Source organism: Streptosporangium sp. 'caverna' (genome assembly GCF_003203775.1).
Taxonomy (GTDB): Bacteria; Actinomycetota; Actinomycetes; order Streptosporangiales; family Streptosporangiaceae; genus Streptosporangium; species Streptosporangium subroseum.
Genome location: NZ_CP029711.1, coordinates 8,256,380 through 8,268,677 on the forward strand (window position 1 = coordinate 8,256,380; position 12,298 = coordinate 8,268,677).

A 12,298-nucleotide genomic window follows, 5' to 3' on the forward strand; every position below is an offset into this window, starting at 1 on the left:
CAATCCGTCCTGCTGGCCCCGATCATCGGGGAGGCGATCGGGACCGGTGCGATCGAGGCAGGACACATGGTCGGAGCCCCGCCGCGCACAGGCCGGACGGGCACGATCCCGGTCATGGTTTGGGCGGCTTATGCTCCCTCGCATGAGTGCAGAGCTGATGGACCGCTGGCGGTCCCTGACCGGACCCGACGCCGAGCCCCTCGGCCGGAAACTGATCGCTCGTTACAACGAGCCGCACCGCAGATATCACACGACCGCCCACCTGGAGGCCGTACTCGCCCACGTCGACACCCTTGCCGGACACGCGGAGAACCCGGATCTCGTACGGCTGGCGGCCTGGTTCCACGACGCCGTCTACGACCCGCGGCGTGGCGACAACGAGGAGCGCAGCGCCACGCTGGCCGAACGCGCCCTGCCCGAGCTGGGACTGCCCGCCGGAGCCGTGGCCACGGTCGCCCGGCTGGTCAGGCTCACCGTCACGCATGATCCGGCCCCCGAAGACGCGGACGGGGCCGTACTGTGCGACGCCGATCTGGCGATCCTGGCCGCCCCACCCGGGATCTACGCCACTTACGCGGCGGCCGTGCGCGAGGAATACTCCTTCGTACCGGACGACGCCTTCAGAGCCGGCAGGGCCGCCGTGCTGCGCTCACTGCTCGACCTTCCGGCGATCTTCCGTATCGCCGATCTGGAGGCGGCCGCGCGGGCCAACATCCACGCGGAACTTGAGCAACTGTGAGTGGATATTCACCAGGATCAAACATAACTGCTGCATTTACCTGTGATAATTTGGTGGAATCTGGTGGATTAAGGAGTGGTCGATGCTTGCCCAGCAGCGGCAGCAGGCAATTCTGGAGCGAGTGCGTAGCAGCGGCGGGGTGAGGGTCGCCGATCTGGTGCGGGAGCTCAGCGTCTCCGACATGACGATCCGGCGGGACCTGGAGGTGCTCGCCGAGCGCGGGCTGGTGGAGAAGGTCCACGGCGGCGCCACCGTGGCCGGGCCCGGCTCGACCGAGGAGCCCGGGTTCGCCGCCAAGTCGGTGCGTCAGCAGCTGGAGAAGGAGGCGATCGCCCAGCAGGCCGCGCAGCTCGTCCGGCCCGGCACGGCCATCGCGCTCTCCGCCGGAACCACGACCTGGACGCTGGCCCACTTCGTGGCCGACGTGCCCGAGCTGACGGTGATCACCAACTCGATCAGGATCGCCGACGTCTTCCACCGTTCTCCCCGGGCGGACCGCACGGTCGTGCTGACCGGCGGGGTGCGCACTCCCTCCGACGCGCTGGTCGGGCCGGTCGCCGTGTCGGCGATCCGCAGGCTCCACGTCGACACCCTGTTCCTCGGCGTGCACGGGATGAGCGTCCGCGCCGGTTTCACCACGCCCAACCTGCTGGAGGCGGAGACGAACCGCGAGCTGGTCGCCGCCGCACACCGCCTGGTGGTTCTCGCCGACCACACCAAGTGGGGCACGGTCGGGATCAGCACGATCGCCGATCTGGCCGAGGCCCACGTGGTGATCACCGACTCGGGCCTGTCCGACGAGGCCCGCGAGGAGTTCACCTCGCGAGTGGGCGAGCTGATCATCACCAATCCCCAGCCGGAGAGCGAGAGCCTGAGCCGATGAAGCGCACGATCACCCACCTGGCCGACGGGCGGGAGCTGTTCTATTTCGACCGGCAGGACGACGCGGACCGCAGCGCGGTCGACAAGCGCGACCTGCCGCCCCGTCCACCGGCCTCCGAGCTGCGCTACGACCCGCTCACCGAGGAGTGGATCGCGGTGGCCGGCCATCGCCAGGCCCGCACCTTCCTCCCCCCGACCAGCGAGTGCCCGCTCTGCCCGTCCACTCCCGGCCACCTCACCGAGATCCCCTCGTCCTCCTACGACGTGGCCGTATTCGAGAACCGGTTCCCCTCCTTCTCCGCCCAGCCGGTCGAATACGAGCAGGTCGGCGGGCTGAGTGAGGTCCGCCCGGGGACCGGCCGCTGCGAGGTGGTCTGCTTCACCTCCGATCACAACTCCTCCTTCTCCGCGCTCTCCCCCGAGCAGGTCGAGCTGGTCATGGAGGCCTGGATCGACCGTACGGCGGAGCTGTCGGCGCTGCCGGGCGTGGAGCAGGTGTTCTGCTTCGAGAACCGGGGACCGGAGATCGGCATCACCCTGGCGCACCCGCACGGCCAGATCTACGCCTACCCCTACGTGACCCCGCGCACCAAGCTGACCCTCGGCGCGGCCGAGCGCCATCGGGAGCGGACCGGCGGCAACCTGTTCGCCGACGTGCTCGCCGCGGAGCGGGAGGCCGGGACCCGGGTGGTCGCGTCGAACGAGCACTGGACGGCCTTCGTCCCGGCCGCGGCGCGCTGGCCCGTGGAGGTCCACCTCTACCCGCACCGCCAGGTCCCCGACCTGCTCGCGCTGGAATCCTCCGAGCGCGCGGCCTTCGGCCCGCTCTACACGGAGGTGCTCCGCCGGCTGGACGGGCTGTTCGGCGTGCCCATGCCGTACATCGCGGCCTGGCACCAGGCGCCGGTCAACGTCGGCCGTGACCTGTCGTACGCGCACCTTGAGCTGTTCAGCATCCGCCGGGCACCGGACAAGCTGAAATATCTCGCCGGGTCGGAGTCCGCGATGGGCGCATTCGTGAACGATGTCCTGCCCGAGAACACGGCACATCTCCTGCGCTCCGTTATCACAGATTGATTACCGCTTGGCATCAGGATGGAGTCGCGTGACCATTACTTTGCCACTACTATCCTTCCAACATCAGCCGTAACAGCTGATATGCCCAATCCCGGGCGAGGCGCCCGGGAGCCGGGGAACCATCGAACCTGGGGTGAACCACTTCGGTGGAAGGGCTTCCTCCAGCCCGAACCCGTCAGCTAACCCGGTCGGCGTAAGGAGAAGAGGAGGGTCGTGGCGGCTCTTTCCCCCACGTTCCGTCGTCATGCGGCTCTGACCCTGTGTCTGATCTCGGCCACCACGTTCACCCTCGGCGCCTCAGCCGCGGGAAACGCGGCCCCCAAGCCGACCGAGGCCGAGCTCCGGGCCGATCTGGCCAAGCTGGGCAAGAAGATCGACAAGCTCATCGAGACCTATGCGGCCAAGCGCGAGGCCCTTGAGAAGGCGCGGAAGGCCGAGACCGTCGCCAAGACGAACATGCGCAAGGCCGAGGAGACCTACGCCGCGGCGGAGAAGGAGGTCGACTCCATCGCCCAGATCCGCTACCAGAGCAACAGTGGAAGCCTGCCCGCGATGCTGTTCGCCCCCGACCTGAGCGGCGCGGCGATGATGGAGCAGCTCACCGCCCAGCAGAGCGCTCACCTGCAGCAGTTCGAAGGCACCCTGAACCGCAGGAAGCAGGCGGTTCAGAAGGCGGCCCAGCTCGCCGACGACATCGGCGATGAGGCCAAGGTGGTGGAGAAGCAGCGCGAGGACGCCGAAGATGTGATCCGCGACATCAAGGACAAGCTCGACCGGCTTGTCCCCACCGGTTCCGGCCGCCTCTCCAACGGAAGCTGGGCTCCCCAGCTCCCCACCGGCGTCGACAACATCACCGACCGCACCCGGATCATGCGCGAAGCCGTCAGGAAACGCTTCAGCCTGCCCTACGCGGTCGGTTGCTACCGGGCCGAGAACGACGGCGGCGAACACCCGCTCGGCCGCGCCTGCGACTTCATGATGAGCACCGGCGGCTCCATGCCCTCGGCGGCCCACGTCCAGCTCGGCGACGAGATCGCCGCCTGGGCCATCAAGAACCGGGCCCGGCTCGGCGTCAAATACGTGATCTGGCGTCAGCGCATCAACCACGGCTCCGGCTGGCGCGCCATGTCCAACCGCGGTGGCGTGACCGCCAACCACTTCGACCACCCGCACATCTCGATGTTCTGAGCTATTCCGAGCGGCAAGGTCTCCGATCCGCGGTGGGATCGTTTCGGGAACCGTCAGGGCACTTCCACCATCCACCGGCTCGTGTCTCTCCCATCCGCGAATCCTCCCGCCGGGGAAGCGCGGAGCACGATCGTCAACCACCGGTGCCGCATGCTTGCGTCACCCTTTCGTGCCTTGCCTGTCACCGCCATGGGCGGGGAGTGACTGGTAAGGGTAGAAGCATGATCTTTTTGAGGCGGACGCTCCAAGTCACCATGCTCACTCTTCTGGTCGTCCCGCTCATCGCCGTCACCACTGTCCCGCAGGCGGCGGCCGACTCGCGCAGGCGGCCACAGGCCGACGCCGGGGCGCCGGCCCGCCGCATGCTGGCCCGGCTGAAAGTCTCCAGGCCCCTGTCGATCCGTGGTTACAGCCACCAGCGGTTCCAGCCCCGATGGGCGCACCACAGCGGCAAGTGCGACGCACGAGAGGTGGTCCTGGCCCGCGACGGGCGACGAGTGCGCAGGAACGCGGACTGTCACCCGGTCAAGGGCGTCTGGTACAGCCCGTACGACGGCAAGTGGCTGAAAAGCGAGAAGCAGGTCGATGTCGATCATGTCGTGCCGCTGGCGTACGCCTGGCGCTCCGGCGCCAGCACATGGAGCCAGGCGCGGCGGCGTGCCTTCGCCAACGACCTCAGCCGCCCCGAGCTGGTCGTGTCCAGCCACTCCGTCAACATCGCCAAGGGCGCCGAAGGACCGCAGAGCTGGCGTCCGCCGCGCCGCGGTTACTGGTGCCGCTATGCGACCTCATGGATCACCGTGAAGTATCACTACCGGCTCTTCGTGACCCGGAGCGAGAAAGTGGCCTTGCTCAACATGCTCCGCACCTGCCGGGGGTGACGATCGAATCGTCCGCGGGTCACAGCCCCTGTGCGCACGAGGGGTCGCGTCGGTACTGGATGATCAGACGCCACATGCCGCTTTATCTCCTTTTTTGGCGATGTGTTGCCGCAGCGATGGCCCGCGTTCAGCCCACGAGATCACCCTGAGGCAGGCAGATGATCATCTGCCTGCGGCCATGGCGGCCGAACGCCCGGGCCTCGGCTCGGGTGACGCTGCGAAGGAGTGATACGTGCGCGGTAACACGAGGATGCGCCGACTTGAAAGAGGGGCGATATCGGCGGCATCGATCGTCATCGCCTCGATCCTGGCGCTCGGCACCGCCCCCGCTGCGGCGGCCGACGGCGATCCCGTCGACACGGTGGTTCTCACGGAGGACTTCTCCTCGGGGAAACTCCCTGCGGGATGGACCGGCCATCTCGGCATCTGGCAGGTCAAGGACGGCCGTCTCGAGGGCGTCTCCGCGAACGGCCAGCGTGCTCGCATCACGTTCGGCACAAGCTACGAGAACTACCGGTTTGAGGCCACGGCGAACTTTCTGAAGGTGGCGGACGAGTCCCGCTGGCTCAACCTGGCCGCGGACTTCCACGGCGCCGAGGACTACGGTTCGGTGTTCGTGGTGCGCAGCAACACCAAGCTGCGCAACGGTCTCGAATACGCGGTGAACAAGGCCGCCGGCGGGTCGTACACGTCGCCCGTCGTCGCTCCTGCGGGCGTCGCTCTCAACACGAACGAGACACACGCCCTGTCGCTTGAGGTGCGCGGCGCCCATGCCACCCTCTCGGTCGACGGCGTCGCCTACCTGTCGACGACCGATCTGTTGCGCACCGGCGGAACCCTCGGCCTCGTCATCAACAACGCCACCGTCGCCTTCGACGACATCAAGGTCACCCAGCTCGCCCCCGAGGCGACCGCTCCGGGCGCGCCGACCAGACTGCGCGTCTCGCAGAAGGGCGCCCAGGCCACGCTGGCGTGGTCCGCGCCCACCGACGCGGGCAAGACCTCCGGCGGGAAGGCCGCGACCGTGACCGGGTACGAGGTCGCGATCGGCGCCGCCGGAACCGGCTCCGGCGGCCTTGAGTGGTCTCCGGCAGCCGGCACCTCGCATACCTTCACGGGCCTCGCGCCCGGTGCGTACACCCTGTGGGTACGCGCCCTCAACAGCGCAGGCAAGACGGGGGAACCCGCCGGTGCGAACGCGTCGCCGGGCGTGCCCAAGATCAAGGGTTTCAACAGAACTCTCAACGGCGGCGCCTGGAGCACCAGCCACGTGCAGGGCATCGCCGTCGACCAGGCGAAGGGCTACATCTACTACTCGTTCACCACCCTGCTCGTGAAGACCGACCTCGAAGGCAACATCATCGGCACTGTGGGCGGGTTCACGGGGCACCTCGGTGATCTTGACTTCAACAAGGCCGACGGCCGGGTCTACGGTTCCCTCGAGTACAAGGCGCAGAAGGCGTTCTACATCGCCGTCATCGATGTCGACGCGATCGACACGGTAGGGATGCAGGCGCAGAACTCCGACATCGTGCAGACCGTCTACCTCGGTGAGGTGGTCGCCGACTTCACCGCCGACATGGACCACAACGGCGTCTTCGACGGCGACACGGCCAACACCCTCGACCACCGCTACGGCAGCAGCGGTATCGACGGCGTCAGTTTCGGCCCGAAGTTCGGCACGACCGGCGGTACGCAGTATCTGACGGTGGCCTACGGCGTCTACTCGAACCTCGGCCGCACGGACAACGACCACCAGGTGCTGCTGCAGTACGACACGAGCGACTGGGCCCGCTACGAGAAGCCACTCGTCGAGGCGGCTCCCCATCGCAGCGGCCCGGAGCGCGTGTCGGGCAAATACTTCGTCTACACCGGCAACACCACGTACGGCGTGCAGAATCTGGAGTACGACGACTTCCTGCGGCGCTGGTTCATGGGCGTGTACCTCGGCACCAAGCCGGCCTTCCCGAACTACGGGCTCTTCGCGGTGGATGCCGCGACGCGGCCCGTGCTCGGTGAGCTCGTCGGCACCGGCGGAGACCAGGGCCTCCTGATCGCACTGGCCAAGGACGGGCGCACGGACGAGACCACCGGCATCCGTGGCTGGGTTCAGAAGGCGGACGTGGGCATGGAGTCGCTCGGCGACGGGCTGTTCTACCTCTCACGCGACAGCTCCAAAAACGGGCTGCAGACTTCCGACATCACGCTCTACCGGTGGGTCGGCGGCACCGGCACGCCGTTCACGCCGGTGAACAGCGAGACCGAGCTCAACCGCGCGCCCGTCATCACCTCCCCCGCTCCGGCAGGGGGCACGATCGGCCAGACCTACTCTCACACCTTCACGGCCTCGGCATTCCCGAAGGCGAGCTTCGCGGTCACCGCGGGCAAGCTGCCCATGGGACTCGCCCTTGACCGCGCGTCCGGCGTGCTCTCGGGCAGACCGGTGAAAACGGGGAGCGTCGCATTCACCGTCACCGCCACGAACGGGGTCAACCCGGCCGCCACGCAGGCTGTCGTCATCAAGATCTCACCCGCCAAGGGCGCCGGCGGAAACGGAAACGGCCACGCAGACGGCCATGAGAACGGGAACGGCCACGGGAACGGCCACGGCCATGGCCGTGGCCATGGCCACGATCACAGGTAATAGCGGCGGCAGCGGTAGGGGCTCGCTCCCTCCCGGTGAGTGAGGACACCCGTCGCTGACGAGCACAACGCCGATCCAGGGCCCCCGAAACGCTGAGCGTCCGCGGGGGCCCTGAATCGGGCCGCGGTGGAGTGGCCGGCCTGCTCGGGCAAGCGGCACTCGAGCTTTCCAACCTGGGCGACGCCCTCGTCGATCCAGACAGGACGTTCGGGGCGTGGGCGAGGGGCCTGGCCCGGGACGCAGGGCGGTCGATCTCCACCCGCGAAGGCGCCCTCTCCGCCCTTCCAGTCTCGATCTAGCCTTCCGGTCCCGATCTAGCCTTCCGGTCCCGATCTAGCCTTCCGGTCCCGATCTAGCCTTCCGGTCCCGATCTAGGTTTCCGGTCCCGATCTAGGTTTCCGGTCCCGATCTAGCCTTCCGGTCCCGATCTAGGTTTCCGGTCCCGATCTAGGTTTTCGGAACGTGGATCGCCTCGAGCTTGGTGGGAAGGTCCAGCTGCGCCCTTCTGATTGCACGATAATCATCCCTGGGGACCTCTTTTTCGCCGAAAAAAGCTTTCAGCAGGGTGTCTTCGCTGGGGCCCTCGGCGCCGAAGATTCCCTGAGGGGCGCTGGGGGCGCCGAGAAGGTGGACGTAGCAGCCGTAGTCGATTTGCAGGACGTCGAACTTGATCCCCGGAACTCCCGCACTGGAGTAGTCTTTTTTTATTATATGAAGGATCCGGTCGTCGATCAGCCTTCGGATGAGAGGATGGTCGACGTGCTCCTGGTTGAGGAGAAAGGCCCTTGCCTTCTTCTTTGAGATCACTTCTCCTATGATGGCGTCGAGAAGCTTACGCGCCTCCGGGGCGCTGCTCAGCAGCGCCGCCTTGGTCATTTTGTAGACCCGATGCGCGCCCTGCCGGATGTCGTTGGTGGAGATCTTCTCGTCGTTGGCTATGATCGCGGCCTTGGAGATTATGCTCAGTGCGTCTCTTGGCACCCCCTCCGCAGCCCTGATCAATTCCTGAAGTGCGGTGATCTGGGTGAAAAGCAGGGTGGTCAACTGATCCAGGGAGTCCAGTTCCGACAGGTTCTGCGACTTCAGCTCCTGGTTTATGTGGCGGAAGAGGAGATTCTGGAAGAAGTTGATCGACCGCTCCTTCTGCTCCCTTTTGCTTTTGGCGGGAAATATCACGAACTCGTCGAGGTCAAGTATCGGGAACAGGTCCGATCCGATCTCGATGCCGATGTAGTCCGAGCTGCCTTCCCTGAGAATTCTCCATTCCGTACGATGAGGGATCGCCGCGATCCGTACGGTGACCTTGGGCAGGCTGAAAAAGATCCGGCGGAGCATCTCGGCGACGTACGGCTGGAGGGAGACCGGCATCTCGCTCCACTCGTCGAGGAGTATCCAGCACTGCTCCGCGGGATGGGCCTCCAGCGCATGCTTGAAGAGCTTTCCCAGCGCGCCGAAATGGACGCGGTAGCGAACGCCTCCCGAGGATTTTATCCGGATACTCTCGGATGACTTGTCGAGCGACCTGTCGGAGACGCCGGCGCTCATGGACAGCCCGGATTTTCCGACGCCCACCTTCAGGTCGTCCGCCTCGGAACGCTCTTTCTCTCTCCCCGTGAAGATTTCCTGCTCTTCCTGTTCGACGACCATGACCTCGCCGATGTGATCGAATATCTCGTTCAGGGGATGCAGGTCGCCGTGGCCGTTCAGCGCATCGTTGATCAGGCTGTCCTGAATCATCGCGATGATGTCGACGAGGAGCCGCGAAGCCCTCTCTGCGAGAGGAATCGTGGAGTCGGAGTACCAACCCCCGGTTGAACCCAGGTCCTGTTTCACATCGATGAAGACGACCAGGTTTCCCTTGGCCCGCTCCTTCTCTGCCAGGTATTTGAGCGTGTGGGTCTTCCCGGTCCCCCGGCGCCCATATATGACGCCGTTGTCGCGAGCCGCTATGGAGGTCGTCAGGATTTCATTTTCGACGTAAGTGCTTATTGTGTGCTCATCGTTGTGGATGCGCTCTGCGCGCTTCTCGATGACCTGGAGGATATTAAGCAACTTTGCGGTATCCAACATTCCACCCCCAGATTATTTATTTCGAAAATTCATGACGATCAAAGCCACTGCCACGCCAAATGTCTTCAATTATTTCCGTGGCACGGTCAAGAAATGAGATGATCTCAATGGTGTGCGCGAGGGTGTGATGGACGTGGGGCGAGGCCGGTCGGCCCGCCGCGCGGCTCGGGGCACGTTCGCGCGAGGTCATCGGCACCCATGAGGAGCGTGATGGAGCAGGCGAACAGGGATGTGGCGCCGGGTGGGGAGGCGGCGTCCGCCGAGGGGAAACCTCGTGGGCATCGGGGTGGGGACGCGCGAGGCCGGACCCCCTGGACACGCGGGCGGGTTCTCGCGTCACTTGCCGTGCTGGTCGCCGGGCTACTGGCGTTTCACTCCGTTGTGCCCAACACCGTGGGCAATCTCGGCAGCCTGCTGGAGACGTTTCTTCCCTGGCTCGGCCTGGCCGTTCCCGTGCTGGTGGGCCTGGCGCTGCTGCGCCGCTCGGCCACCGCGACGGCGGCCACGCTGCTGCCCATGGCAGCCTGGGCCATCCTCTTCGGCGGGCTGCTGCCGTCCGCGGACCCTGAGGCGGCATACGACCTGACGGTGCTCCAGCACAACGTCAACGACGAGAACCCCGACCCCGCGGGAACCGCACGGGCCCTGGCCCAGGCCGGAGCCGACCTCATCGCCCTCGAGGAGCTGATGCCCGGCGCGCTGCCCGTCTACGGAGCCGCCCTCGCGTCCGGCTATCCCCACCGAGCCGTCGTCGGCACCGTCGGGCTCTGGTCCAGGCATCCCCTCGTGGACTCCCGGCCGGTGGACATCAAGCCGAAGGACATCGAGGCCGACTGGAGCCGTGGGTTGCGGGCCACCGTACGGGGGCCGTCCGGTGACATCGCCGTATACGTCGCCCACCTCCCCTCGGTCCGCATCGGACTGCCGAGCGGCTTCAGCTCCGCCCGGAGGGACGAGAGCGCCGCCGCGCTGGGCGCGGCCATCGGCGCGGAGAAGCTGGACAGGGTCATTCTGATGGGCGACCTCAACGGCACCCTCGACGACCGTGGCCTGGCCCCGGTCATCTCCCGGATGACCCCGGCGGAGGAAGGTTTCGGCTTCAGCTGGCCCGCGGCTCTCCCCCTCGCCCGGATCGACCACGTCATGACCCGGGCTGCGACTCCCGTCACCACCTGGGCGCTGCCCCCTACCGGCAGCGACCACCTGCCGATCGCCGCCCGCGTCAAGATCTGGCCGTGAGTCATTCAGGTCGGTGTGACGGGTCCACCCGCAGGCGGGTGAGCGCTTTCGGGGTCAGGTCCCGCGCGAGCGACTCGAGTGCGGCGACGATCTCGCGGATCCGCTGGGGGTCGTCGGTGCCGAGCGCCGCGCCCAGGGCGTCATCAACGGGCGTCGAACGGACCTGAGCCACTCGCTCGGAGACTTCGGAGGCCTGCCGGACCAGGAGCCGGCGACGGTCCCGGGGGTCGGTCATCGTCACGACGGAGCCCGTTTCCCGCAGCCTCGCGACGGCGGCCGACACCGCGCTCTGTGGCAGGCCCGTCCGCGTGGCGATCTCTCCGACCGAACTGTCCGGGTGCTCGCGAAGATCGCTCACCACGATCAGGACCGTCCGGACGCTGGTGGAGTGATGGCCGATGCCCTCCGTCGGCATCGCCTCCTCACCGATCTTCATCAGGGTTCGTCCCAGCAGGAACAGCTCTACTCCATTCACGCTCACGAAGATACATCAAAAAAGATGCATCAGTATTGATGCATCAAACTTGATGGGTTACAGTCGGTGCCGAAGAAGCGATCACCCCCTCCGAAAGGGATCTCCATGAACGACGCGATGACAGGCATGCTCCACGTCCCGGGCGCCCGCCTCTACTACGAGGTGCGCGGCACCGGTCCCCTGCTGCTCATCTCCCAGAGCGGCGAGGGCGACGCGGGCCGCAGCGTCGATCTGGTCGACCGGCTCGTCGAGGACCACACGGTGGTGACCTACGACCGGCGAGGGCTGTCACGCAGCACTCTCGACGACCCCGCCCAGAGGCTGACCGTCGAGGCACACGCCGACGACGTCCACCACCTGCTGGCCTCCCTGACCGATGAACCCGCGCTCATGCTCGGCTGCAGCCTCGGCGCCGTCATCGGCCTCCACCTGGCCCTGCGTCATCCCGGCCAGGTGAGCACGCTCATCGCGCACGAGCCCGTCGCGCCACGACTGCTGCCCGACGCCGAACGGACCCATCACGAGCAGGAGCTGCGGGAGATGCAGGAGGTCTACCGCCGTGACGGCCTGCCCGCGGTCGTCACGGTGATCGCCAAGCTCCTCGGCATCAGCCTGGCCGACCAGGAGACGGAGCCGGACCTCACCCCGCACCCGTTCACCCCCGAACGGACCGTCAACTTCGGGTTCTTCGTCGAGCACGACTTCACCGCGATCCTGGACGACACGCTGGACGTCGCCGCGCTGAAGAACACGCCGACCCGCATCATCCCGGCGGCCGGCCGCACCACTCCGCGCACGGTCTTCGACCACCGGTGCGCGCAGGAACTGGCCGATCTCGTCGGCGCCGGCCTCGAGACGTTCCCCGGCGGCCACAACGGCAACCTGACGCATCCGCGCGCCTACGCCGCACGCGTTCGCGAACTCCTCAGCGGGGCGTGACGCCCGTCGGCTCTCCCCGGCTGAGCACTCCACGGTCTCCGAGAGTGCCGGGCAGAGGATCTCCGGGAGTGCCGGGCAGAGGATCTCCGGGAGTGCCGGGCAGAACCCCCGACGGTGGCTCGGAGGGATCTTCCGAGACGGTGGAAACGTATATGACAGCGATC

At 66.7% G+C, this 12,298-nt stretch carries 10 protein-coding genes and 1 riboswitch; of the genes, 8 read left to right on the top strand and 2 right to left on the bottom strand.

Annotated elements, in window-relative coordinates; genetic code table 11:
• Nucleotides 1-142: 142 nt before the first annotated feature.
• The 6 genes from DKM19_RS35490 to DKM19_RS35520 all read left to right on the top strand — a co-directional run bounded on the left by DKM19_RS35490 (nt 143) and on the right by DKM19_RS35520 (nt 7,411).
• Nucleotides 143-739 carry a metal-dependent phosphohydrolase gene (locus DKM19_RS35490; RefSeq protein ID WP_204358383.1) on the top strand — a complete coding sequence of 199 codons (597 nt, stop codon included), beginning with the start codon at nt 143-145 and terminating at the stop codon, nt 737-739.
• An 82-nt stretch (nt 740-821) separates the two neighbouring features.
• Nucleotides 822-1,622: a DeoR/GlpR family DNA-binding transcription regulator gene (locus DKM19_RS35495; protein WP_110701842.1), complete on the top strand. Its 801-nt coding sequence runs from the start codon at nt 822-824 to the stop codon at nt 1,620-1,622.
• The gene (gene galT, locus DKM19_RS35500) at nt 1,619-2,698 is read left to right on the top strand and encodes a galactose-1-phosphate uridylyltransferase (protein WP_110701844.1); all 1,080 of its coding nucleotides are present in this window, start codon (nt 1,619-1,621) and stop codon (nt 2,696-2,698) included. The genes DKM19_RS35495 and galT overlap by 4 nt, the downstream gene beginning before the upstream one ends.
• 72 nt (nt 2,699-2,770) lie before the next feature.
• A riboswitch (cyclic di-AMP (ydaO/yuaA leader) is annotated at nt 2,771-2,906 on the top strand.
• Nucleotides 2,907-2,911: 5 nt separating this feature from the next.
• Nucleotides 2,912-3,886 carry a hypothetical protein gene (locus DKM19_RS35510; protein ID WP_162642007.1) on the top strand — a complete coding sequence of 325 codons (975 nt, stop codon included), beginning with the start codon at nt 2,912-2,914 and terminating at the stop codon, nt 3,884-3,886.
• A 221-nt stretch (nt 3,887-4,107) separates the two neighbouring features.
• Entirely contained in the window at nt 4,108-4,767 is a 660-nt protein-coding gene (locus DKM19_RS35515) for an HNH endonuclease family protein (RefSeq protein ID WP_110701847.1), read from the top strand.
• Between the two features lie 232 nt (nt 4,768-4,999).
• Nucleotides 5,000-7,411 carry a putative Ig domain-containing protein gene (locus DKM19_RS35520; protein ID WP_162642008.1) on the top strand — a complete coding sequence of 804 codons (2,412 nt, stop codon included), beginning with the start codon at nt 5,000-5,002 and terminating at the stop codon, nt 7,409-7,411.
• Between the two features lie 447 nt (nt 7,412-7,858).
• Here the strand turns inward: DKM19_RS35520 and DKM19_RS35525 are convergent, their stop codons facing one another.
• Nucleotides 7,859-9,481, bottom strand: a complete 1,623-nt coding sequence (locus DKM19_RS35525) for a helicase HerA-like domain-containing protein (RefSeq protein ID WP_110701851.1) — start codon at nt 9,479-9,481, stop codon at nt 7,859-7,861.
• A gap of 210 nt (nt 9,482-9,691) precedes the next feature.
• Here DKM19_RS35525 and DKM19_RS35530 point away from each other — a divergent pair, with 210 nt between their 5' ends.
• The gene (locus DKM19_RS35530) at nt 9,692-10,720 is read left to right on the top strand and encodes an endonuclease/exonuclease/phosphatase family protein (protein WP_110701852.1); all 1,029 of its coding nucleotides are present in this window, start codon (nt 9,692-9,694) and stop codon (nt 10,718-10,720) included.
• A 1-nt stretch (nt 10,721) separates the two neighbouring features.
• Here DKM19_RS35530 and DKM19_RS35535 read toward each other — a convergent pair whose 3' ends face one another.
• Nucleotides 10,722-11,201 carry a MarR family transcriptional regulator gene (locus tag DKM19_RS35535; protein WP_239513754.1) on the bottom strand — a complete coding sequence of 160 codons (480 nt, stop codon included), beginning with the start codon at nt 11,199-11,201 and terminating at the stop codon, nt 10,722-10,724.
• Nucleotides 11,202-11,300: 99 nt separating this feature from the next.
• Here DKM19_RS35535 and DKM19_RS35540 point away from each other — a divergent pair, with 99 nt between their 5' ends.
• Nucleotides 11,301-12,134: an alpha/beta fold hydrolase gene (locus tag DKM19_RS35540; protein WP_110701856.1), complete on the top strand. Its 834-nt coding sequence runs from the start codon at nt 11,301-11,303 to the stop codon at nt 12,132-12,134.
• Nucleotides 12,135-12,298 lie beyond the last annotated feature (164 nt).

What these genes read in the sequence shown, in the direction of transcription:
- DKM19_RS35490 (WP_204358383.1), top strand. Translation starts at nt 143, where the DNA reads ATGAGTGCAGAGCTGATGGACCGCTGGCGGTCCCTGACCGGACCCGAC.
- DKM19_RS35530 (WP_110701852.1), top strand. Translation starts at nt 9,692, where the DNA reads ATGGAGCAGGCGAACAGGGATGTGGCGCCGGGTGGGGAGGCGGCGTCC.
- DKM19_RS35540 (WP_110701856.1), top strand. Translation starts at nt 11,301, where the DNA reads ATGAACGACGCGATGACAGGCATGCTCCACGTCCCGGGCGCCCGCCTC.
- DKM19_RS35525 (WP_110701851.1), bottom strand. Translation starts at nt 9,481, where the DNA reads ATGTTGGATACCGCAAAGTTGCTTAATATCCTCCAGGTCATCGAGAAG.
- DKM19_RS35495 (WP_110701842.1), top strand. Translation starts at nt 822, where the DNA reads ATGCTTGCCCAGCAGCGGCAGCAGGCAATTCTGGAGCGAGTGCGTAGC.
- galT (WP_110701844.1), top strand. Translation starts at nt 1,619, where the DNA reads ATGAAGCGCACGATCACCCACCTGGCCGACGGGCGGGAGCTGTTCTAT.
- DKM19_RS35515 (WP_110701847.1), top strand. Translation starts at nt 4,108, where the DNA reads ATGATCTTTTTGAGGCGGACGCTCCAAGTCACCATGCTCACTCTTCTG.